22 protein-coding genes and 1 other RNA gene are annotated in these 21,744 nt (G+C 61.7%); 14 read left to right on the top strand and 9 right to left on the bottom strand.

The window, feature by feature from the left end; all coding sequences use genetic code 11:
• From AC1DZE_RS03370 to AC1DZE_RS03355, 4 genes are read right to left on the bottom strand one after another with little or no spacing between them, the layout of a single operon-like run.
• Complete coding sequence (locus AC1DZE_RS03370) at window positions 1-798, bottom strand: ABC transporter ATP-binding protein (protein WP_477668430.1); 798 nt, start codon at window positions 796-798, stop codon at window positions 1-3.
• A complete protein-coding gene (locus tag AC1DZE_RS03365; protein WP_477674696.1) occupies window positions 795-1,592 on the bottom strand; it encodes an ABC transporter ATP-binding protein in 798 nt (265 codons plus the stop codon). Before AC1DZE_RS03365 ends, AC1DZE_RS03370 begins: the two co-directional genes overlap by 4 nt.
• Entirely contained in the window at window positions 1,589-2,665 is a 1,077-nt protein-coding gene (locus AC1DZE_RS03360; RefSeq protein ID WP_477699772.1) for a branched-chain amino acid ABC transporter permease, read from the bottom strand. The genes AC1DZE_RS03365 and AC1DZE_RS03360 overlap by 4 nt, the downstream gene beginning before the upstream one ends.
• Window positions 2,666-2,671: 6 nt before the next feature.
• Window positions 2,672-3,547, bottom strand: coding sequence for a branched-chain amino acid ABC transporter permease (locus tag AC1DZE_RS03355; RefSeq protein WP_477668427.1), 876 nt, complete (start codon window positions 3,545-3,547; stop codon window positions 2,672-2,674).
• A gap of 109 nt (window positions 3,548-3,656) precedes the next feature.
• On the opposite strand from AC1DZE_RS03355, the gene AC1DZE_RS03350 reads away from it, so the two are divergent.
• Both AC1DZE_RS03350 and AC1DZE_RS03345 read left to right on the top strand, forming a co-directional pair.
• The gene (locus AC1DZE_RS03350; protein WP_477699771.1) at window positions 3,657-5,042 is read left to right on the top strand and encodes an acyclic terpene utilization AtuA family protein; all 1,386 of its coding nucleotides are present in this window, start codon (window positions 3,657-3,659) and stop codon (window positions 5,040-5,042) included.
• A complete protein-coding gene (locus AC1DZE_RS03345) occupies window positions 5,039-5,407 on the top strand; it encodes an AtuA-related protein (RefSeq protein WP_477672439.1) in 369 nt (122 codons plus the stop codon). Before AC1DZE_RS03350 ends, AC1DZE_RS03345 begins: the two co-directional genes overlap by 4 nt.
• Before the next feature lie 116 nt (window positions 5,408-5,523).
• On the opposite strand, the gene AC1DZE_RS03340 is transcribed toward AC1DZE_RS03345, so the two are convergent.
• The gene (locus AC1DZE_RS03340; protein ID WP_457281131.1) at window positions 5,524-5,961 is read right to left on the bottom strand and encodes an acyl-CoA thioesterase; all 438 of its coding nucleotides are present in this window, start codon (window positions 5,959-5,961) and stop codon (window positions 5,524-5,526) included.
• A 48-nt stretch (window positions 5,962-6,009) separates the two neighbouring features.
• Here AC1DZE_RS03340 and AC1DZE_RS03335 point away from each other — a divergent pair, with 48 nt between their 5' ends.
• The 11 genes from AC1DZE_RS03335 (at window position 6,010) to lepB (ending at window position 17,198) form a co-directional block, all read left to right on the top strand.
• Window positions 6,010-7,860: an ABCB family ABC transporter ATP-binding protein/permease gene (locus tag AC1DZE_RS03335; protein ID WP_477668424.1), complete on the top strand. Its 1,851-nt coding sequence runs from the start codon at window positions 6,010-6,012 to the stop codon at window positions 7,858-7,860.
• Between the two features lie 184 nt (window positions 7,861-8,044).
• Window positions 8,045-9,007 carry a LysR substrate-binding domain-containing protein gene (locus AC1DZE_RS03330; RefSeq protein ID WP_477668423.1) on the top strand — a complete coding sequence of 321 codons (963 nt, stop codon included), beginning with the start codon at window positions 8,045-8,047 and terminating at the stop codon, window positions 9,005-9,007.
• Between the two features lie 544 nt (window positions 9,008-9,551).
• The gene (locus AC1DZE_RS03325) at window positions 9,552-10,442 is read left to right on the top strand and encodes a transporter substrate-binding domain-containing protein (RefSeq protein ID WP_477672440.1); all 891 of its coding nucleotides are present in this window, start codon (window positions 9,552-9,554) and stop codon (window positions 10,440-10,442) included.
• 107 nt (window positions 10,443-10,549) lie between these two features.
• The gene (locus AC1DZE_RS03320) at window positions 10,550-11,272 is read left to right on the top strand and encodes an amino acid ABC transporter permease (protein WP_457281127.1); all 723 of its coding nucleotides are present in this window, start codon (window positions 10,550-10,552) and stop codon (window positions 11,270-11,272) included.
• Between the two features lies 1 nt (window position 11,273).
• Window positions 11,274-11,963, top strand: coding sequence for an amino acid ABC transporter permease (locus tag AC1DZE_RS03315; RefSeq protein ID WP_477672441.1), 690 nt, complete (start codon window positions 11,274-11,276; stop codon window positions 11,961-11,963).
• Between the two features lie 49 nt (window positions 11,964-12,012).
• Window positions 12,013-12,750 (top strand): amino acid ABC transporter ATP-binding protein, encoded by a 738-nt coding sequence (locus AC1DZE_RS03310; RefSeq protein WP_457281125.1) that lies wholly within the window; start codon window positions 12,013-12,015, stop codon window positions 12,748-12,750.
• A gap of 95 nt (window positions 12,751-12,845) precedes the next feature.
• Window positions 12,846-13,925: a dihydroorotase gene (gene pyrC, locus AC1DZE_RS03305; RefSeq protein WP_477668422.1), complete on the top strand. Its 1,080-nt coding sequence runs from the start codon at window positions 12,846-12,848 to the stop codon at window positions 13,923-13,925.
• Complete coding sequence (locus tag AC1DZE_RS03300; protein WP_477668421.1) at window positions 13,925-14,707, top strand: NYN domain-containing protein; 783 nt, start codon at window positions 13,925-13,927, stop codon at window positions 14,705-14,707. The genes pyrC and AC1DZE_RS03300 overlap by 1 nt, the downstream gene beginning before the upstream one ends.
• Window positions 14,708-14,760: 53 nt before the next feature.
• Entirely contained in the window at window positions 14,761-15,495 is a 735-nt protein-coding gene (locus AC1DZE_RS03295; RefSeq protein ID WP_477672711.1) for a DUF3025 domain-containing protein, read from the top strand.
• 97 nt (window positions 15,496-15,592) lie between these two features.
• Window positions 15,593-16,468 carry a protease HtpX gene (htpX, locus tag AC1DZE_RS03290; RefSeq protein WP_477668420.1) on the top strand — a complete coding sequence of 292 codons (876 nt, stop codon included), beginning with the start codon at window positions 15,593-15,595 and terminating at the stop codon, window positions 16,466-16,468.
• Window positions 16,469-16,529: 61 nt separating this feature from the next.
• Complete coding sequence (lepB, locus tag AC1DZE_RS03285; protein WP_477699770.1) at window positions 16,530-17,198, top strand: signal peptidase I; 669 nt, start codon at window positions 16,530-16,532, stop codon at window positions 17,196-17,198.
• A gap of 32 nt (window positions 17,199-17,230) precedes the next feature.
• Here the strand turns inward: lepB and AC1DZE_RS03280 are convergent, their stop codons facing one another.
• The 3 genes from AC1DZE_RS03280 to AC1DZE_RS03270 are packed head-to-tail and all read right to left on the bottom strand — an operon-like array spanning window position 17,231 to window position 20,251.
• Complete coding sequence (locus tag AC1DZE_RS03280; RefSeq protein ID WP_477672708.1) at window positions 17,231-17,917, bottom strand: ProQ/FINO family protein; 687 nt, start codon at window positions 17,915-17,917, stop codon at window positions 17,231-17,233.
• Between the two features lie 43 nt (window positions 17,918-17,960).
• Window positions 17,961-18,581 carry a flavin reductase family protein gene (locus AC1DZE_RS03275; protein ID WP_477672709.1) on the bottom strand — a complete coding sequence of 207 codons (621 nt, stop codon included), beginning with the start codon at window positions 18,579-18,581 and terminating at the stop codon, window positions 17,961-17,963.
• Window positions 18,581-20,251 carry an NAD(P)/FAD-dependent oxidoreductase gene (locus tag AC1DZE_RS03270; RefSeq protein ID WP_477668417.1) on the bottom strand — a complete coding sequence of 557 codons (1,671 nt, stop codon included), beginning with the start codon at window positions 20,249-20,251 and terminating at the stop codon, window positions 18,581-18,583. Before AC1DZE_RS03270 ends, AC1DZE_RS03275 begins: the two co-directional genes overlap by 1 nt.
• Before the next feature lie 64 nt (window positions 20,252-20,315).
• Here AC1DZE_RS03270 and rnpB point away from each other — a divergent pair.
• An RNA gene (rnpB, locus tag AC1DZE_RS03265) (RNase P RNA component class A) lies at window positions 20,316-20,656 on the top strand.
• A gap of 71 nt (window positions 20,657-20,727) precedes the next feature.
• On the opposite strand, the gene AC1DZE_RS03260 is transcribed toward rnpB, so the two are convergent.
• Window positions 20,728-21,621 (bottom strand): basic amino acid ABC transporter substrate-binding protein, encoded by an 894-nt coding sequence (locus AC1DZE_RS03260; RefSeq protein WP_477699769.1) that lies wholly within the window; start codon window positions 21,619-21,621, stop codon window positions 20,728-20,730.
• Between the last annotated feature and the right edge of the window lie 123 nt (window positions 21,622-21,744).

Here is a 21,744-nt window from a genome sequence, read left to right as displayed (position 1 = left end):
TCACCGCCACGTCTTCTTTTTCTTCCAGCGCCGCTCGCCCCGCACACCGTCTTCCTTCATGCCGAGGTAGAACTCCTTGATGTCGTCCTTCTCGCGCAGGCGGGCGCAGGTGTCTTCCATCACGATGCGACCGTTCTCCAGCACATAGCCATAGTCCGACGCGTTGAGCGCCATGTTGGCGTTTTGCTCGACCAACAGGATGGTGGTGCCGCGCTCGCGGTTGATGCGCACCACAATCTCAAAAATTTCCTTGGTGAGTTTGGGCGACAGGCCCAGGCTGGGTTCGTCGAGCAAGATGAGGTCGGGCGAGGCCATGAGCGCGCGCGAGATCGCCAGCATTTGCTGCTGCCCGCCCGACAGCAGCCCGGCGTCTTGCAGGGCGCGCTCTTTCAGGATCGGGAAGTAGCCGTACACCGCCTCCATGTCGAGCGCCACACCGTCGCTGTCTTTGCGGGTGTAGGCGCCCATCAGCAGGTTGTCGCGCACGCTCAGCAAAGGGAATACCTCGCGTCCCTCTGGCACATGCGACAAGCCTTGCTGCACGATATGGGCCGGATCCTGTGCCGTGATGTCCTCGCCCTTGAAGTCGATGGAGCCTTTGCGCGGATCGAGGATGCCCGAGATGGTCTTGAGGATGGTGGATTTGCCTGCACCGTTGGAGCCCAGCACCGTGGCAATTTCGCTGCGGCGCACCTGCAGGCTGATGCCGCGTATGGCCTTGATGGGGCCATACGAACTCTCGACGTTGAGGAGTTTCAGGACGGGTTGGTCACTCACCGGTGGGGGAACCGCGCTCATGCCGTTCTCCTTAAAGACGTGACCTCATCCACCGAACCAAGATAAGCCTCAATCACACCGGGATCGTGCTGTACTTCGCGCGGCGTGCCCATGGCCAGGACTTCGCCCTGGTTCATGGCGAGAACCCGGTCAGACACGCGTGAGACCAGCGACATATCGTGCTCGACCATCAGTACCGTGATGCCCAGCTCGTGCTGGATGTCCTGGATCCAGAAGGCCATGTCGCCGGTTTCCTCCACATTGAGGCCGGAAGAGGGCTCGTCAAGCAGCAGCAACTGCGGCTCGGTGCACAGCGCCCGCGCCAGCTCGACCACCTTGCGCACGCCGTAGGGAAGACCTGCGACCATCGAATCGCGGTGATGTTGCAGGTCGAGGAAGTCAATGACCTGCTCGGCTTTTTCGCGTGCCAGCAGTTCGGCATCTCGCGCCCTGGCGGTAAAAAACAGGTCGTGCAGCAAGCCGGTTTGCCGGTGCGTGTGCCGGCCAATCAACAGGTTGTGCAGCACGGTGGCGTGTTCAAACAGTTCGATGTTCTGGAAGGTGCGCGCAATGCCCAGCGAGGCGATCTTGTGTGGTGGCTGATGCGTGAGCTTTTCGCCGCGGTATTCAATCTCGCCGGTGGTGGGCGTGTAGATGCGGCTGATCAGGTTGAACACCGTGGTCTTGCCGGCGCCGTTGGGGCCGATGAGCGTGAAGACTTCGCCCTGCTTGACGTCAAAGCTCACGTTGTTGACGGCCAGCACGCCGCCGAAGCGCACGCTAAGATTTTTGGCGGAAAGGAGTGTTTTGCTCATTTCAGACGGTCCGACTTCTGGAAAGTTTTTTGCCGTTTGAACAGGCCCTTGCGGTAGAACGGAAAGAGCTGCAAATAGGTGCGAACCTTCAGCCAGCGGCCATACAGCCCCATCGGCTCAAACAGCACAAAGGCAATCAGCACAATGCCGTAGACCGCCGCCTGCAGGCCGGGCGCCTGGCCTATGGTGGCGGGCAAATAGTCTTTGGTGAGGCCGATCACCTGCGGCATGGAGATCAAAAAGATGGCGCCCAGAAAAGCACCGTGTACCGACCCCACGCCGCCGATCACGATCATCAGCAACAGGTCGATGGACTGCAGGATGTTGAACTGGTCGGGCGAGATGAACTGCAGCTTGTGCGCATAGAGCGCGCCGGCCACGCCGGCCAGCGCGGCCGACAGCGCAAACGACAGCGTCTTGTAGCGCGCCAGATGGATGCCCATGCTCTGCGCGGAAATCTCTGAGTCGCGAATCGCCACAAAAGCCCGGCCCGTGGGCGAGCGCAGGAGGTTGAGGATGCCCAGCGTGGCGGCGACGGTGATGATGAGGCAGAGGAAATAAAACGACTCGCCGCTGGCCAGCTTCCAGCCGAACATGTCGGGCACCTTGATGTGGATGCCGGCATTGCCGCCGGTGACGCTTTCCCAGCGTGCAAACACTTCTTCAACAATGAAACCAAAAGACAGCGTGGCCATACCGAGGTAAATGCCCTTCACGCGCAGCGCGGGCAGGCCCACGACCAGGCCTACCGCGGCCGACAAGCCGGCGGCGCAAACCAGTGCGATGGGAAAGGGCAGGCCTGCATTGGTCATCACCGCCTGCGTGTAAGCGCCGACGCCCAGAAAGGCCGCGTGCCCCAAAGAGAAGAGGCCGGTGAAACCCGCCAGCAACATCAGGCCCAGCCCGGCGATGGCGTAGATCATCACGAAGGTGAGTTGTGCGAGCCAGTACTCGGGAAACAGCCAGGGCGCGGCGAGCAACAACAGCATCAGCGCGCCATACCAGAACACATGGCCGGTGTGCTTCGCAAGCTTGATGTCTTGCCCGTAATCGGTTTTGAAAATAAAACGCATGACGGGTCAGACCTTTTTTCTCAGCTTTTCGCCGAACAGGCCGCTGGGCTTGACCATCAGCATGATGAGCACCACCACATAGGCAGCAATGTCCTTGAAGCCGTCGGGCAGATAAAAGCCCGAGAACGATTCGACCAGGCCGATGACAAGGCCGCCCACAATTGCGCCTGGCAGGCTGCCGAAACCGCCTACCACCGCGGCCGGGAAAGCCTTGAGCCCGATAAAACCCATGTTGGCGTGCACAAAGGTGATGGGTGCGAGCAAGAGGCCGGCAATCGCGGCGACGGCCGAGGCCAGCGCCCACACGAGGCCGTTAAGGCGTTTCACGGGGATGCCCATGTAGTACGCGGCCAGCTGGTTTTGCGACGACGCCTGCATGGCGATGCCCAGCTTGCTGTACTTGAACATCGCAAACAAGACGAGGCACAGCGCTGCGGTAGTGACGATGATGGCAACCTGCTCGACATTGATGACCAGCGCGCCCAGGCTCCATATCTGGTCTTTGTAGGGCACGGGCAGCACATAGGTTTCGGTGCCTATGCCGGGGATCATGGTGATGAGGCCGCGCGCCGTGTAGCCGACACCTATGGTCAGCATCACGATGGAAAACGCGGGCTGGCCGAGGATGGGGCGTATCACGAGGCGCTCCAGCACCATGCCGAAGAGCGCCATGCCCGCAATCGCGCTGATCACCGCCAACCAGAAGGGAAACCCCAGCAAGGTCATGCAGGCCAGGCCTCCGAAAGCGCCCAGCATCATCAGTTCGCCCTGCGCGAAGCTGACCGTCTCGGTGGCCTTGTAAATCAGTACAAAGCCCAGCGCGATAAGGCCGTAGATACAGCCCTGGGCGACGCCGCTGATGAGCAACTGCAGGAATTGCACGAAGCAGTCTCCCCTTTGATGAACTTTGGTTATAGCTGTCGCTTAAAGGTCTGTCGCTAGGGGTTGTTCCGAATACGTGTCGCATACGCGATCAAGCGTAATCCCTTACATGAGAGGAAATGTTCGTATAGGCGCAGGCTTGGGTTTCTACGGTGACGCATGGGAGCCTGTGGCCGCGAGCATCGAGCGCGGTGGTGTGCACTACATCGCGAGTGACCACCTCGCCGAGCTGACGCTGGCCATCCTGCAAAAAGACCGGCAGCGCGACCCTGCACTGGGCTATGCACGGGATGTGGTCCCCATGCTGATGAAGCTGTGGCCGCTGATGCAGGCGCGCAGCGTAAAGTTCATCTGCAACGCGGGTGGACTCAATCCTGCGGGCGCGGCTGCTGCATTGCGTGCAGCGTTTGCGGCCAAAGGCTGGAAGGCGCGCATCGCGGTGGTCACGGGTGATGAAGTCCTGCCGCAGCTGGGGGCGATCGCACCGCCGCACATGTTCAACGGCCAGGGCTTTGAGTCCGTGCGCGAGCGCATGGTGTTTGCCAATGCCTATCTGGGCGCGCGGCCCATCGTGTCGGCGTTGCAGCAAAGCGCCGATATTGTGGTGACAGGGCGCGTCGCCGATGCGGCGCTGTTCCTGGCGCCGCTTGTGCATGAATTCAACTGGAAGCTGGAGGACGCAGAGGCGCAAGTGGATCTCGACCGGCTGGCGCAGGGTCTCGCGGTGGGGCACTTGCTCGAATGCTCGGGCCAGGGCAGCGGCGGCAACTTTGGCAGCCAGCAGGCGTGGAAGGCCATTCCCGATCTCGCCCATATCGGCTATCCCATCGCCGAGGTCAGTGAAGACGGCACGGCGCTGATCACCAAGGCACCGGACACGGGCGGCCGCATCAATTTCGATACGGTGCGCCAGCAGCTGCTGTATGAGGTGCATGACCCGGGACACTATGCCTCGCCCGATGTGGTGATGGATTTATCGGCGGTGCGTCTGGAAGACCTGGGCAACGATGCCGTCCGCATGACGGGCGTGCGCGGCCACACGCGGCCCGCGCAGCTCAAGGTGGTGGGCGGGTTTCGCGACGGCTACAAGGCCGAGGTCACCTGGGGCTTTAGCTGGCCTGATGCCTACGACAAGGCAGTGGCAGCCGTGGAGATGGTGAAAGTCCAGCTGAGGGACAAGCGCCTGGCACATGACGAACTCTTTGTCGAATTCCCGGGGCTCAACTCGGCACATGGCCCACTGGCGCCACTGCCTGCGCCTGCAGTGCTGGCGGAGCTCAACGAGGTCTGGGTTCGTATGGCGATCAGGACGCAGGACAAAGCGGTTGCTGAAGGTTTTGGCCGGCTCTTTCCGTGGATGGCTTTGAGCGGGCCGGCCTATACCTGCGGCTTTCACGGCCTGAACAACAGTAGCGAGTTGTTGGGCATCTGGCCTGCGCTGATTGACCGGCAAGCGGTTGAGGCGGCGGTGCGTGTGGAGGTGTTGCAGTCATGAGGGTGCAATTGGTGAAGCTCGCGCATGCGCGCAGCGGCGACAAGGCCGACTGGGTGGACTTTGGCCTCTTTGCCTGGAACGAAACGGGTTACCGGCTCATCGAGCGCGAGGTGACGGCCGAACGCGTGCAGGCGCACTTTGCGCCCTGGCTGCCGGGCGCGGTGCAATGCTGGCGCTTGCCCAATATCCTGGCCCTCAAGCTGGTATTGCAAGGCGCGCTGCAAGGCGGCGGCGCGCGCAACCTGCGCCTGGACAACCTGGGCAAGGCCATGGCGGCAGCGCTGCTGCGCATGGAGATCGAAGTCAGCGAGGCGGAGCTTGAAGAAGCCCAGGCTGCCCCTCGCGTGGGCTGGTGGGGTGCCTGACGGGGATTGCGGGAAAATTTAAGCAAAAAAGGCCTGTAGGCCTTTTGTATCTGGCGCAAGCAGCTATCAAATAAATAGCATCCGGGTGGCAGGTGAAGGCACCTGGAACCCGGGCGTCAGGCTTTGGGAATCTTGCGGGGCTTGCCGAAATCGTCAATGGCCACGTAAGTCAGGCTGGCTTCGGTGACCTTGATGTAGCGGCCCTGGGCGCGAAAGCGCTCGGCATAGACCTCAACCTGGACCGTGATGGACGTGGTGCCGATACGGGTCACGCAGGAGAAAAACGACAGGATGTCGCCGACCCGCACGGGCTGCTTGAAAATGAACTGGTTGACGGCCACGGTCGCCATGCGCCCGTCCACGTGGCGGGCTGGCACCACCGAGCCGGCCAGGTCGACCTGCGCCATGACCCAGCCGCCGAAGATGTCGCCGTTGGCATTGCAGTCGGCCGGCATGGGAATGACCTTGAGCACCAGTTCCTTGTCGGTGGGCAACTGGACGTTCAGGGCGTCCTCGGCGTGAATGTCCGTATGGGTGCTTGATTCGGTAGACATAGGCACAATCTGAAAAAGTTATTACAACAACCTACACGATTGTCCCTCATGCGCTCCCGAGCTTCCGCTGTTGATTCTTCCCTGGCTGTGCCTGCCGCCGCGTCAGCGCCGGGCGCCGGCAAGGCGCTCGCGTTCCAGCGCTCGGACCTTGGCACCCTCAAACGCCTTTTCCCTTACCTGTGGGATTACAAATGGCGCGTGCTGGCGGCCCTGAGCTTCATGGTGGGCGCCAAGATGGCCAACGTGGGCGTGCCGCTCTTGCTGAAGAACCTGGTCGACGCCATGAACTTCAAGCCGGGCGACGCACAGGCGGTGCTGGTGGTGCCGGTGGCGCTGCTGCTGGCCTACGGCTTGCTGCGCCTGTCGACGACGCTTTTTACCGAACTGCGCGAACTGGTGTTTGCCAAAGCCACTGAAGGCGCGGCGCGGCGGATTTCGCTGGAAGTGTTCAGGCACCTGCATGCGCTCAGCCTGCGCTTTCACCTGGAGCGGCAAACCGGCGGCATGACGCGCGACATCGAGCGCGGCACGCGCGGCGTGCATTCGCTGATCTCGTACTCGCTCTACAGCATCATCCCGACGCTGATTGAAGTGACGCTGGTGCTGACGCTGCTGGCCGTCAAGTTCGACGTCTGGTTTGCCGGCATCACGGGCATCGCGCTCGTGTTCTACATTTTCTTCACTGTCACGGTGACAGAGTGGCGCACACAGTTTCGCAAGGCCATGAATGAGCTCGATTCGTCGGCCCACAGCCGCGCCATCGATTCGCTGCTGAACTACGAAACCGTCAAGTACTTCAACAACGAAGAGTTTGAAGCCGCACGCTACGACGAAAACCTGCAGCGCTACCGGCGTGCCGCCATCAAGAGCCAGAACACGCTGAGCCTGCTCAACACCGGGCAGCAGCTCATCATCGCCATCGGGCTGGTGGCCATGCTCTGGCGCGCGACCCAGGGGGTGGTGGACGGTCGCATGACCCTGGGCGACCTGGTGATGGTCAATGCCTTCATGATCCAGCTCTACATTCCGCTGGGTTTCCTGGGTGTGATTTACCGCGAGATCAAGCAAAGCCTGACCGACCTGGACAAGATGTTTGTGCTGATGGAGCGCGAGCGTGAAATCGCCGACGTGCCGGGCGCCCAGCCCATCGTCATAGACGGCACCCCGGCCGTGCGTTTTGAGAATGTGAACTTCGCCTACGACCCGGCGCGGCCCATCCTGCACAACGTGAGCTTTGAAATTCCGCCGGGCAAGACCGTCGCGGTGGTGGGCTCTTCGGGCGCCGGCAAGTCCACGCTGGCGCGCCTGCTCTACCGCTTTTACGATGTCCAGCAGGGCCGCATCACCATTGCCGGGCAGGACATCAAGCAGGTCACGCAGTCCAGCGTGCGCCAGTCCATCGGCATTGTGCCGCAGGACACCGTGCTGTTCAACGACACGGTGGAATACAACATCGCCTACGGCAAGCCGGGCGCCAGCCATGCCGAGGTCGAAGAAGCCGCGCGCGCGGCCCGCATCCATGGTTTTATTGCCTCGACGCCGCTGGGCTACCAGACCATGGTGGGTGAGCGCGGCCTGAAGCTGTCGGGCGGTGAAAAGCAGCGCGTGGCCATTGCCCGCACGCTGCTGAAAAACCCGCCGGTGGTGATTTTTGACGAAGCCACTTCGGCGCTGGATTCGGCCAACGAGCGCGCCATCCAGGCCGAGCTGCGCACCGCCGCGCAAAACAAGACCACGCTGGTGATTGCGCACCGGCTGTCTACCGTGGTGGACGCGCATGAGATCCTGGTGATGGACGCTGGGCGCATTGTGGAGCGCGGCACGCACGCGCAGCTGTTGGCGCTGGAAGGCGCGTATGCGCGGATGTGGGCGTTGCAGCAGAGTTCGGCAGAGGCGTAGGGATTGCGTGCCAAATCGCGCTCCAGCCCTTTATTGGTGAGCGCAAGCAGCTACTAAATAGATAGCAACGGGCGAACGGCTGCCGGCGGGAACGGATCAGCAGCATCATCCCGCGCGTCTTGCGACTCCCCGGCTATGGAATCCCCGTAGGTCAAACTTCTACACAGGCTCGCATAATTGGCCCATGGAAACCAAATGGCTGGAAGATTTTGTGAGCCTGGCTGAAACCCGCAGTTTCAGCCGCTCCGCCCAATTGCGTCATGTCACCCAGCCCGCGTTTTCACGGCGTATCCAGGCGCTGGAAGCCTGGGCCGGTACCGACCTGGTGGACCGCAGCTCCTATCCCACGCGGCTGACGCCGGCCGGAGAAACCCTGTACAGCCAGTCGCTGGAGATGCTGCAGGGCTTGCAGTCGACCCGCGCCATGCTGCGCGGCCACACCTCGGCCGGGCAGGATGTCATCGAGTTTGCGGTGCCGCACACATTGGCTTTCACCTTCTTTCCCGCCTGGGTCAGCAGCCTGCGCGAGAAGTTCGGCCCCATCAAGAGCCGGCTGATTGCCCTGAACGTGCACGATGCGGTACTGCGCCTTGTCGAGGGCAGTTGCGACCTGCTGATCGCCTATCACCACGACTCCCAGCCCTTCCAGCTGGATCCGGACCGCTATGAAATGGTGTCGCTGGGCCAGGAAGTGCTGGCACCTTTTGTCAGGGCCAATTCCGCGGGCGAGCCCGAGTTCAGCCTGCCGGGCCGCGCCGGCCAGCCCTTGCCTTATCTGGGCTATGCGCCGGGCGCCTACCTGGGCCGCATGGTCGACATGATCCTCAAGCAGTCCAGCACGGCCATCCACCTGGACCGGGTGTACGAAACCGACATGGCCGAGGGCCTCAAGGCCATGGCCCTGGAAGGCCACGGCATCGCGTTTTTGCCGCTCAGCGCCGTCAAGAAGGAATTACGGGCCAAAAAACTGGTCAGCGCTGGTGGCAACCTGGAAATGACCATGGACGTGCGCGTGTACCGTGAGCGGCCCACCTCCAAGGAGTCTGCCAAAACCCACGCCCAGGCATTGTGGACTTACCTGCAGGCACAAACCGGCGGCAAGGAAAAGGTGGGTGGCCGTAGCGCGGGGACACAGGCATCGCGCTAGCCGACCGGCCTTTGCCGAAGCGGGCTGGTGGCCTTGTGGGCAAATGCTGGCATCAGACTGACGACTAGTAGTAACCCTAGGGGGTTATAAGAAAAATGCATGGAAGATCGTCGAAACAGCATTGGTGTTTTGACACCTCCAAATTTACAGTTCGTGACGTTCAAATTTTGGTGCTTGCCCGTGCTTGTTGATTCATTTGCTGTCTGCGTTGCCTTCCTTACGGCCCTTTGTGCGGCATCGGTCTGCGCCAGGCACCGCGCCATTCGGGTGATCGCCCAGCCTGTGCGGCCACGAGTGCAGGCGGCCTGACGGTCCGCTGGCACAAAGACTGCTTACATCTGCCGTATAGTTCCGGACTTTTAATGCGTGCACCATTTTGGAAAACCCCAGAAATTGCTGTCAATGCTGCGGGTTTGCAAAACCATCAACCCTTTCACGCCGTCCGCTTTCCCCCATTTTTAGAGGCCGGGTAAACCTAGGCATGTCCCGGGAACCAACTCTCTAGAATAGTTCGCTAATCGTTTCATTCATTACAGGAGATTCCATGAAACTCAAGCTAGTCGCTCTGTCTGTTGCATTGCTCGCCACCGGCGGTGCGTTTGCCGACACCCTTTCCAAAGTCAAGGCTTCAGGCGTTGTGACCATGGGCGTGCGTGACTCCTCCGGTGCACTGTCCTATACCCTCGGTGACGGCAAATACACCGGCTACCACGTCGAAATCTGCCAGCGCATCCTGGCCGGCCTCGAAAAAGCCGCCGAGCGCAAGCTGGAAGTCAAATACCAGCCCGTGACCTCGCAAAACCGCATTCCCCTCGTGCAAAACGGCACAGTCGACATCGAGTGCGGCTCCACCACCAACAACGCGACCCGTCAAAAAGACGTGGCCTTCGTCGTGACCACCTTCGTCGAAGAAGTCCGCATCGCGGTGAAAGCCAGCTCCGGCATCACCTCCGTTGCCCAGCTCAGCGGCAAGACCGTGGCCACCACCACGGGTACCACTTCCGTGCAGACGCTGCGCAAGAACAAGCGCGCCACCGGCGTCGAGTTCAAGGAAATCTTCGGCAAGGACCACTCCGACAGCTTCCTGCTGCTCGAATCGGGCCGCGCCGATGCGTTCGTCATGGACGGTTCCATCCTGGCCGGCAACATCGCCACCGCCAAGAAGCCTTCGGACTTCAAGATCGTCGGTGAAGTGTTGAGCGTCGAGCCCATCGCCATCATGATCCGCAAGGATGACCCGCTGCTCAAGCGCCTGGCCGACGACACGGTCAAGAGCATGATCAAGTCGGGCGAGATGAACAAGCTGTGGACCAAATGGTTCCTGTCGCCGATTCCTCCGAAGAACACCAAGGTCGGCCTGGCACTGAGCGCCAGCACCAAGGCAGCCTGGGACAATCCGAACGACAAGCCCATGGAAGAGTACGCCCAGAAGTAATTCGGGTCAGGTAAATTGAAGAACCCCGCCTGACATCATGCTCTGGCGGGGTTTCTCGTTTACCGTGGCATGGAAAAACAACACAACAACCCTTTGCTGGAGCCGTGATGACTTGGGATTGGCAGGTATTTCTAAATGACGACGGTAGTGGCCGAACCTACTTGCAATGGATGTTTGACGCATGGGGCTGGACGCTGTCCGTCGCCGGTGCATCCTGGGTGATCGCCATGCTGTTTGGCGCACTGGTCGGCACGCTGCGCACCTTGCCCAACAGCCCGTGGCTTGTCCGCTTTGCCAATGCCTGGGTCGAGCTGTTTCGCAACGTTCCCTTGCTGGTCCAGATTTTCATCTGGTACTTTGTGGTTCCCAAAATTTTCCCCGCCATGAAGGAGCTGCCCAGCTTCATCCTGGTGGTGTTCGCTCTCGGATTTTTCACCTCGGCGCGTATTGCCGAGCAGGTCAGGGCCGGCGTGCAGGCCTTGCCGCGCGGCCAGCGCTATGCCGGCATGGCCATGGGCTTTACCACCGTGCAGACGTACCGCTACGTGATCCTGCCCATGGCTTTTCGCATCATCATTCCGCCGCTCACCAGCGAATCGATGAACCTCTTGAAAAATTCCTCCGTGGCTTTCGCGGTGTCGATCGCCGAGCTCACCATGTTCGCCATGCAGGCGCAGGAAGAAACTTCGCGCGGCATTGAGATCTACCTGGCGGTGACGGCCCTTTATGCAATCTCTGCCTTCGCGGTCAACCGGGTCATGGCCTTTGTTGAGAAGAAGGTCCAGATCCCCGGCTTCGTTGTAGCCGGCTCAACGGGCGGAGGGCACTGACATGCTTGGACTCGACATGAGCTTCCTGAACTGGGAGATGATTTCCCAGTTCGTCGTCAAGGGCTTTATTTTCAGCATCGAGCTGACCGTCATCGCCACCATAGGCGGCATTATTTTTGGCACCGTGCTCGCGCTGATGCGCCTGTCGGGCAAAAAATTCCTGACGGTTCCTGCGACCATCTACGTCAACGGCATGCGTTCCGTTCCGCTGGTCATGGTGATCCTCTGGTTCTTCCTGCTGGTGCCTGCGTCGTTCTACACGACCTTCGGCGCCTGGGGGGCCAACTACCGTGCCGAGATTTCGGCCATCATCACCTTCGTGGCCTTCGAGGCCGCGTACTTCAGCGAAATCATGCGTGCGGGCATCCAGTCGATCTCGCGCGGGCAGGTCAATGCGGGCCGTGCCCTGGGCATGACCTACGCGCAAAACATGAAGCTGATCATCCTGCCGCAGGCTTTCCGCAACATGGTGCCCATCCTGCTGACCCAGACCATCATCCTGTTCCAGGATACTTCGCTGGTTTACGCCATCGGCGCCTACGACCTGCTCAAGGGCTTCAGCACCGCCGGCAAGATCTTCGGCCGCCCCGAAGAGGCCTACCTGCTGGCCGCCGTGGTTTATTTCGTGATCTGCTTCGGGCTGTCCTTCATGGTCAAACGCCTGAACAGCAGAATCGCCATCATTCGCTGAAGCAGCCGCTCTCAAGGCAAGCGAACCTCATAGAACACTGGAGAAGAAGATGATTGAGTTGAAAGAAGTTTCCAAATGGTACGGTGAAGTGCAGGTTCTGAACAACTGCACCACCAGCATCAAGAAGGGTGAAGTTGTTGTGGTCTGCGGCCCGTCGGGTTCGGGCAAGTCAACACTCATCAAGACCATCAACGCGCTGGAGCCTTTCCAGAAGGGCCAGATCTTTGTCGACGGCAAAGCCGTGCATGACCCCAAGACGGACTTGCCCAAGCTGCGCAGCCGCGTTGGCATGGTGTTCCAGAATTTCGAGCTATTTCCACACCTGAGCGTGACCGAAAACCTGACGCTGGCGCAGGTCAAGGTACTGGGCCGCAAGCCCGATGAAGCCAAGAAGCACGGCTTGAAATACCTGGACCGCGTGGGCCTGATGGCGCACAAGGACAAGTTTCCCGGCCAGCTCTCCGGTGGCCAGCAGCAGCGTGTGGCGATCGCCCGGGCGCTCAGCATGGACCCGATCGCCATGCTGTTTGACGAACCCACTTCCGCGCTGGACCCGGAAATGGTCGGCGAGGTGCTGGACTGCATGATGGGCCTGGCCGTCGAGGGCATGACCATGATGGTGGTGACCCACGAAATGGGCTTTGCCAAAAAAGTGGGCAGCCGCGTGATTTTCATGGATGTCGGCGGCAAGATTCTGGAAGACTGCTCGAAGGACGAGTTTTTCAGCCACCCGGAAAACCGCCAGGCGCGCACCAAGGATTTCCTCAACAAGATCCTGGCGCACTGAAAGCCCTGCGCTCCAAAAAAAGCCCCGAATTCCGGGGCTTTTTTCATGGCGGCTCATGATGGGCGGGTGGTGCGACCAATGCGACAATTCAGGCCATGACTTCAGCCACCCGCACACCCGCCTCCATCCTGACCTCCGCTCTGACCATTACCCGGCCCGACGATTGGCACCTGCATGTGCGCGACGGCGAGGCCCTGCACACCGTGGTGCCGCACACGGCCGCACAGTTTGGCCGCGCCATCATCATGCCCAACCTGCGCCCGCCGGTGACCACGGCCGCCCAGGCGGCGGCGTATCGGGAGCGCATCCAGGCCGCTGTGCCGGCCGGCGTGCAGTTCGAGCCATTGATGACGCTCTACCTCACCGACAACCTGCCACCCGATGAGATCAAGCGCGCGAAAGACGCCGGTGTTGTGGCGCTCAAGCTATACCCGGCCGGCGCCACCACCAACAGCGATGCCGGGGTGACCGACCTGCGCAAGACCTACAAAACGCTGGAGGCCATGCAAAAAGAAGGCGTGCTGCTGCTGGTGCACGGCGAGGTCACGTCATCCGACATTGACTTGTTCGACCGTGAAGCCGTGTTTATCGATACGCAACTCATTCCGCTGCGCCGCGATTTCCCTGAGCTGAAGATCGTGTTTGAGCACATCACCACCCGCGAAGCCGCCCATTACGTGCGTGATGCCGGCCAGTTCACGGGGGCGACCGTCACCGCGCACCACCTGCTCTACAACCGCAATGCCATTTTCACGGGCGGCATTCGGCCGCACTACTACTGCCTGCCGGTGCTCAAGCGCGAGACGCATCGCCTGGCATTGGTAGAAGCCGTCACCAGCGGCAACAACCGCTTTTTCCTGGGTACTGACAGCGCACCGCACCCCGCGCACCTCAAGGAGCACGCAACGGGCTGCGCAGGCTGCTACACCGCCCACGCCGCCATGGAGCTCTACGCCGAAGCCTTTGATGCGGCCGGCGCACTGGACAAGCTTGAGGCATTTGCCAGCTTCAACGGTGCCGATTTTTACGGCCTGCCGCGCAATACCGGCCGCATCACGCTGAAAAAGGAAAGCTGGCACCCGCCCGAGAGCTTTGCTTTCGGCGAGGCTGAGCTCAAGCCTTTGCGCTCAGGTGAAAACCTGCCCTGGAAACTGCACACTTCAGAAAGCCCCTGATGGACCACAAGCCGCGCGTTGCCCTGCTCATTGACGCCGACAACTCGCCGGCGTCCAAGATCGACCTGATCCTCAACGAGTTGTCGACCTTCGGCGAAACGAACATCCGCCGCGCTTACGGCAACTGGAAAAAGAATGAACTCAAGGGCTGGGAAGAGGTGTTGCACGAGCATGCCATCCGCCCCATGCAGCAGTTCGACTACACCAAAGGCAAGAACGCCAGCGACATGGCCATGGTGATCGACGCGCTGGAGCTGCTCTATACCGACCGGCCCGATGCCTTTGGCATCGTTTCGTCGGACGCAGACTTCACGCCGCTGGTCATGCACCTGCGCGCCAAGGGCGCGGCGGTCTACGGCTTTGGCGCGCAGAAAACGCCGGAGCCATTTGTCAATGCGTGTTCGAGATTCCTGTTCCTTGACAAGCTGCGCCCCATCGCCGTCAGTGATGCGGCGGGCAGTGCTCACGGAGACAGCCGTGACGATGGCGAGGCGGTTGCCGCCGCGCCCCTCAGGGCAACACCCGCCCAGCTCAAGCAGGACGCCAAGCTGGTCATGCTGCTGCGCAACGCCGTCCAGGCCGCAGCCGACGACGAGGGTTGGGCGCGCGTGGGTGCTGTAGGGACGCAAATCGCCAACCAGGCCTCGTTTGACCATCGCAACTACGGCTATGCCACGCTGACCAAGCTGCTGGTGGCCACCCAGCTGTTTGACATCGCCGACGAAGGCAAGTCCACCGTCGCAGTGCGCGACAAGCGACTGAACAAGTCGGCCCGGGCCTAGGGGGCCTGCAGGTGCGAGTCGCTGCAGCCCTGCAGCCAGCGCCGGCCCTGCCGATGCCGGCATGGAACCAGCCTTGGCTGCAACCCTGGCAGGAGCCCGGCGAACGTGTGGCCCAGGCCGTAGCGGCGGGCACTGCGCTGCACGAGGCCCTGAATGCCGAGAAGCGTGCCCCGATGCGCTTTGTTCCCCAAAGCGCATTGCCCGCCGGCGAGGCCTACGAGAGCTTTATTTTCAGGACAGGTGAATGCCCGACCCGCGAAGGGCCGCATGATTTTTTCAATGGCCTGTGCTGGATGCAGTTCCCCGAAACCAAAAAGAAGCTCAACCAGTTGCAGGCTGCGGAAATCGCGCAGGCCGGCGTGCAACAGGTGCGCGGCCCAGTCCGCGACGCGCTGACGCTCTTTGACGAGAACGCTGCTTTCCTGTCGGCGCCGCAACCCTTGTGGGACGCGCTGGCGGCGCGGGACTGGCAGCTGCTCTTTGTGGGTTTGCGCCCACTCTGGCAGCAAGCCCGGCTGGTGCTGTTTGGCCATGCGCTGCTGGAAAAACTGATTTATCCACGAAAACCGATCACGGCCCATGTGTACCGGGCGCAAGCAGCTATCAATTCAATAGCAGATCTGGACCGCTGGATTGCCGCGGATCTGAGCGCTGACAAGCTGGCCGGCAAGCCTTTTTCCCCTTTGCCGGTGCTGGGCGTGCCCGGCTGGTGGCCCGGGAACGAGAACTTTTCCTTTTATGATGACTCCCTTGTATTCCGACCGCCACGGCTGCAAAACAACAGATAGAAATCAGCCACGGGCTTGCGGCACAGCTTGAACTGCGCTGGCAAGCCCTCATATCCTGCGCAAGGCGGGCTTTTTTTACCGACCCCACGGAGAACCCATGAAACGTATTTTTCTGTTTGTCCTGACCAACCTTGCTGTCGTGGTGGTGCTGGGCATTGTCGCCAGCCTGCTTGGCGTCAACCGCTTCCTCACGGCCAACGGGCTGAACCTGACCGCGCTGCTCGGCTTTGCGCTGATCATGGGCTTCGGCGGTGCCTTTATCTCGCTGCTGATCAGCAAACCCGTCGCCAAATGGAGCGCCGGGGTGCGGGTGATCGAGTCGCCCCAAAATGCCGACGAGGCCTGGATTGTTGAGACCGTGCGCAAGCTGGCCGACAAGGCCCAGATCGGCATGCCCGAAGTCGGCATTTTTGAAGGCGCGCCCAATGCCTTTGCCACCGGCGCATTCAAGAACTCGTCTCTGGTGGCCGTGTCCACCGGCCTGCTGCAAGGCATGACCAAGGAAGAAATCGAAGCCGTGCTGGGCCATGAGATCGCCCACGTGGCCAACGGCGACATGGTCACCATGACGCTGATCCAGGGCGTGATGAACACCTTTGTGGTTTTCCTCTCGCGTGTGATCGGCTACGCCGTCGACAGCTTTTTGCGCCGCGGCAGCGACAGCAATTCCGGCCCCGGTATCGGCTACTACGTCAGCACCATCGTGCTGGACATCGTGCTCGGTTTTGCCGCCGCTATCGTCGTGGCCTGGTTCTCGCGCCAGCGCGAGTTCCGTGCCGACGCCGGCGCCGCGCAGCTGATGGGCCGCCGCCAGCCCATGATGAACGCGCTGGCACGTCTGGGCGGCATGCAGCCCGGCGAACTGCCCAAGGCCGTGGAAGCCATGGGCATTACCGGCAGCATCGGCAAGCTGTTTGCCACGCACCCGCCGATTGAAGAGCGCATCGCGGCCTTGCAGAACGGCCAGGCCTAAGCACCAAAGGGCGCCCCGCACAGGGCGCCTTTTTTTTCATGAAATTTCAAGGAGCGCGAACATGAAAAGCTGGATCAGGCAGAACCGCAGTTTTCTGGTGTTGCTGTTGTTGTTCGGGCTGTTCCGTACCGCAATCGCGGACTGGAACCCCATTCCCTCGGGCTCCATGCGGCCCAACCTGCTTGAAGGCGACGTCGTCTTCGTCAACCGCCTGGCCTACAACGTCAAGATTCCGCTGACCGATACCGTGCTGGCGCGCACCACCGATCCGCAGCGCGGCGACGTCGTCACTTTTTCCTCGCCGGTGGACAGTGTCCGTCTGATCAAGCGGCTGGTGGCTGTGCCGGGCGACGTCGTGGAAATGCGCGACAAGGTGCTCATCATCAACGGACTGTCAGCCCGCTATGAGGCGCTGGACACGGTGCTGGAGCCGGCCGGGCCGGTTGGCGTGCTGGTGGCCACGCACGTGAAGGAAGCCACAGCCCAGGAGCAACATGAAATCCAGTGGCTGGCCGGTGTGAAGGCCAAGGACAGCTGGGGACCGATCACGATTCCCGCTGATCAGTACCTGATGCTGGGTGATAACCGCGACAACAGCGCAGATTCGCGCTACATAGGCCTGGTGCCGCGTAACCTGCTGATCGGGCGTGCTGAGCGGATCCTGGTGTCGGCGGACATCCTGGAGAAGTGGCAACCCCGCTTTGAGCGTTTCGGCCGCTCGCTCTATTGATTTGCTGATTGACTGAGGCTGCAGTGGGAGCCTCAGGCCTGGCGGCTTCGCTGTACCCGCTCTATGGCTTGTGCCACTTCCGCCAGGTCCAGACCGTACATCTCGGCAAATTCCGCCGCCGTTTTCCCACTGGCCTCAAAGGCGCGCATCAGTGCTTCGCGTTTGGCGGTTTGCTCGGCCATCTCCGCAAAAGCCTCCTCCAGCAAGGTGTTCGACACCTCATCCTGCGTGCGGGTGCGTTCTGCGTACTCTTCGCGGCTCAAGCCGGATGCTTCAATGGCCTCGATGAGGCGCATACGCACTTTGGGACGCAGGTCTTCCTTTGAACGCGCCTGGCGCCGCCGGAACACCTCCATGATCGCGTGGTGCACATGCTCGGGCGCCACCGGCTCGACGGGCTCGCCCTGCAGGTTATGGCGCGGGTGGCCGGCCGCCACGCATTCGAGGTAACGCGTGGAACGGGCATGCAGGCCCAGCGCCACTTTCAGTTCGTCGCGCTTGAACGCTTCGGGGTTTTCCGCCAGCAGGTCCTGGAAAGCGCCCAGCTTGAGCGGCAGGAACTGTGCGCCGAACATTTTTGGGTAGAGCTCGAACAGCTTTTCCAGCACGGGGTGGACTTCGCGTGGGCGCTGCTGTTGCTGCTGCGGGTTGGCCGGCCGGGGGCGCTGCGGGGGGCGGGGGCGTTTGGCACGTGGGGAGGGTGTGGTGGTTTCAGTCATGTGTATGGGGTGAAAAGATGGTGTGGCGGGGTGTTCAGAAAGCTCAGCGGGGCCTGAACATGCGAAAGAGGTTGTCGGGGGTGACGGCGAAATAATCGGCCGGGCCACCGCCGCGAAGAATCGGCTCGGCAGCCGCCGTGTCGTAAATGCCGTCTTTGAGCAGATGCCTTGCAATGTACACGCCGACGACTTCACCCAGGACCAGCCAGGTGGGAACCGGCACGCCGTTGGCGCCCTGCAACTGCAGGATTTGGGTTAACTTGCACTCAAAAGAAACCGGGCTTTCCTGTACGCGCGGCACGGCAATGCGTTGCGAGGCCACGGGCGTGAGGCCGGCGAGCTCGAACTCGTTGACCTCGGGCGGCACCATCGCGCAGGAGCGGTTCATGGCCTCGGCCAGCGCCCGCGTTGCCAGGTTCCAGCCGAACTCGCCGGTTTCGCGGATGTTGTGCAGGCTGTCTTTGGCGCCAATGCTGGCGAAACCGATGATGGGCGGCGTGTAGTTGAAGGCATTGAAAAAGCTGTAGGGTGCCAGGTTGAGCTGGCCCCTGGCGTCCTGCGACGAAATCCAGCCAATGGGGCGTGGCCCCACCATGGCGTTGAAGGGATCATGCGGCAGGCCGTGGCCTTTAGAGGGCTCGTAGTAGTGAAAGTCCTGGCTCATCACGCGGCCATCCGCTGTTGTTCGGCGTCCTGCAGCACGCTGCGCGCCAGGGCCTCCGCAACCTTGATGCCATCCACGCCGGCCGACAAAATGCCGCCGGCGTAGCTGGCGCCTTCGCCGGCCGGGTAGAGGCCGCGCACGTTGACGCTTTGCAGGTCTTCGCCGCGGCTGATGCGGATCGGCGAGGAAGTGCGCGTTTCCACGCCGGTCAGCACCGCGTCGTGGGTGTCAAAGCCCTTGATTTTTTTGCCGAACACGGGAAAGGCTTCGCGCATGGCCTCGATCGCATACGCAGGCAGGGCAGACGACAGGTCGCCGATGGTCACGCCCGGCTTGTAGGACGGAGTGATGCTGCCCAGCGCGGTCGAGGGGCGGCCCGCCACGAAGTCACCCACCAGCTGCGCCGGCGCCTGGTAGTTGCTGCCGCCCAATACAAACGCGTGTGATTCGAGCTGGCGCTGTAGTGCGATGCCGGCCAGCGCGTCGCCCGCCTCGAAGCCGGGGTAGTCGCGCGGGTCTATGCCCACCACGATGCCGGCATTGGCGTTGCGCTCGTTGCGCGAGTACTGGCTCATGCCGTTGGTCACCACGCGGCCGGGCTCCGAGGTGGCGGCCACCACCGTGCCGCCTGGGCACATGCAAAAACTGTAGACCGAGCGGCCGTTGCTGGCGTGGTGCACCAGCTTGTATTCCGCCGCGCCCAGTGAGGGGTGACCGGCATGGCGGCCCCAGCGCGCGCGGTCGATGATGCCCTGTGGGTGCTCGACCCGAAAGCCGATGGAAAAAGGCTTGGCCTCGATGTATACGCCGCGCTCGTACAGCATGGCGAAGGTGTCGCGCGAGCTGTGGCCCAGCGCCATCACCACCTGGTCGGCGCGCATCTCGTGGCTTTGGCCTGTGGCCTGGTCCAGTACCGTGAGGCCGCGCAGCTGTTTGCCTTGCGGGCCGTCCTCGATCAGCACGTCGGTCACGCGCTGCTCAAAACGGATCTCGCCGCCCAGCGCGACGATCTGTGCGCGCATGTTCTCGACCACCTTCACCAGCTTGAAGGTGCCGATGTGCGGATGCGCCTCGAACAGGATGTCGGCGGGCGCGCCGGCTTTCACGAATTCGTTCATCACCTTGCGGCCCAGGTGGCGCGGGTCCTTGATCTGGCTGTAGAGCTTGCCGTCGGAAAAGGTGCCGGCGCCGCCTTCGCCGAACTGCACGTTCGATTCCGGGTTGAGCACGTTCTTGCGCCACAGGCCCCAGGTGTCGCGGGTGCGCTGGCGCACCGTCTTGCCGCGCTCCAGCACGATGGGCTTGAAGCCCATTTGCGCCAGCAGCAGGGCTGCGAACATGCCGCAGGGGCCGAAGCCGACGACGACCGGTCGCAACGGCAAGCCGGCTGGCGCCTGGCCCACGGTGCGGTAGGCCATGTCGGGCGTGGTAAAGATGTGCGGGTTGCCGGAAAATTTCGCCAGCAGCGCGCCTTCCTGGGCGGCATCGGCGAGCGTGACATCGACGATATAGACCTTGAGCAGGTCTGCCTTGCGGGCATCAAAGCTGCGTTTGTGGATGTGGACGTTCTGCAGGGCGGCTGCGGCAACGCCCAGTGTCTGGGCCACCATGGCGGGCAGGGCGCTTTCCGCGTGGTCCAGCGGAAGTTTGAGTTCGGTCAGGCGAATCATGAAAAGGGGCTCGTGTTGATCAAGCAACCCGCATTTTAAAGGCCTGGCGGATAATGGGCCTCGTGAAGCACGCCAGACCGCCGCTGGTGCAATCTGGGAAACCAGGCACTGGAGGAACGTCCGGACTGCACAGGACAGCGTAGGAGGTAACACCTCTCCACCGTGAGGTGAGGATCAGAGCAACAGAGACGAGTCGGCCTTGGGGCAACCTGGGGCCGGGTGAAACGGGCAATCTCTACGCGCAGCAATACCAAGTAGGCCAACGTTGATGTGGTTCCGCAGAGTTGGCGGGTAGGTAGCATTGAGCCGTGGGGGCGACCCCCGGCCCAGATTAATGGCGGTCACGCCGGGCTTTCTCCAAGGGGGCCCGGCGCACAGAATCCGGCTTATCGGCGGGCTTCACACTAATAAAAAAGCCCCGTTCAGCAATGAACGGGGCTTTGTCTTTGGGCCTTGCCGGCCCTGCCTGCGGCGTCTTATTTGGCGGGAGAGGCAGCGGCAGCTGGTGCCGATGCGGTGCCTGCAGCGGCGGTGGCGGCTGGCGCTTTACCGAAGTACTGAGCGAAAATCTTGTCGTAGGTGCCGTCGGCCTTGATGTCGGCCAGGCCCTTGTTCAGTTTTGCGAGCAGCTCGGCGTTGCCCTTTTTCACGGCCAGGCCGTATTGCTCGGGTGCAAAGCTGGCATCGGCGATGGTCTTGAACTTCGAGCCGGTGTTGTTGTTGACGTAGTGCTCCACCACGCCGTTGTCGGCGACCACGGCGTCCACGCCGCCGGCTTCCAGTTCCTTCAGCGCCAGTGGCGTCGCTTCAAAGCGCTTGATGTTGGCGCTTTCCTTGCCCTGCAGCTTGGTGATGACTTCGTCACCCGTGGTGCCGTTCTGCACGCCGACTTTGAGTTTCTTGAGGTCGTTGAACTTGGCGATCTTCGAATCCTTCTTCACGGCGATCAGTTGCTGCGCGTCAAAGTAAGGCGACGAAAAATCCATGGTCTGCTTGCGCTCGGCCGTGATCGTGATGGCCGAGACCAGCAGGTCGCGGTCGCCCTGGTTCAGGGAGTTGAAGATGCCTTCCCATGGCGTATTCAGGAACTTGACTTCGATGCCGGCTTTCTGCGCCACGGCCTTGACGACTTCGATGTCGAAACCGACGATCTCGCCTTTGTCGTTCTGGGACTCAAAAGGTACATACGCGGCGTCCGTGCCGACGACGTACACCTTGGCCGCAGGTGCGGGTGCCGAGGCGGCAGGAGCGGGTGCACTGGCTGCGGGTGCCGGCGGCTCGGTCTTGCTGCAGGCGGCCAGAACGATACCGGCGACCAGGGTGCTGGCGGTTTGCAGGAAACGTCGCGTTGAAATGGAGTAGGAAGACATGAAGTCCCTCAAAAAAGGTTGAAATGATGGTGATGCCCGTCAAGCCATGCGGTCAGGCACGGCCTCCGGCATACGAACAAAAAGTATAAACCGCAGCCCTGGGGTCAAACAGCCCCTTTCAGT

The sequence above is a fragment of the Polaromonas sp. P1_F1 genome, from assembly GCF_056405795.1.
Note: the sequence above shows the minus strand (reverse complement) of the source record. Positions and strands in the feature narration are given on the sequence as shown.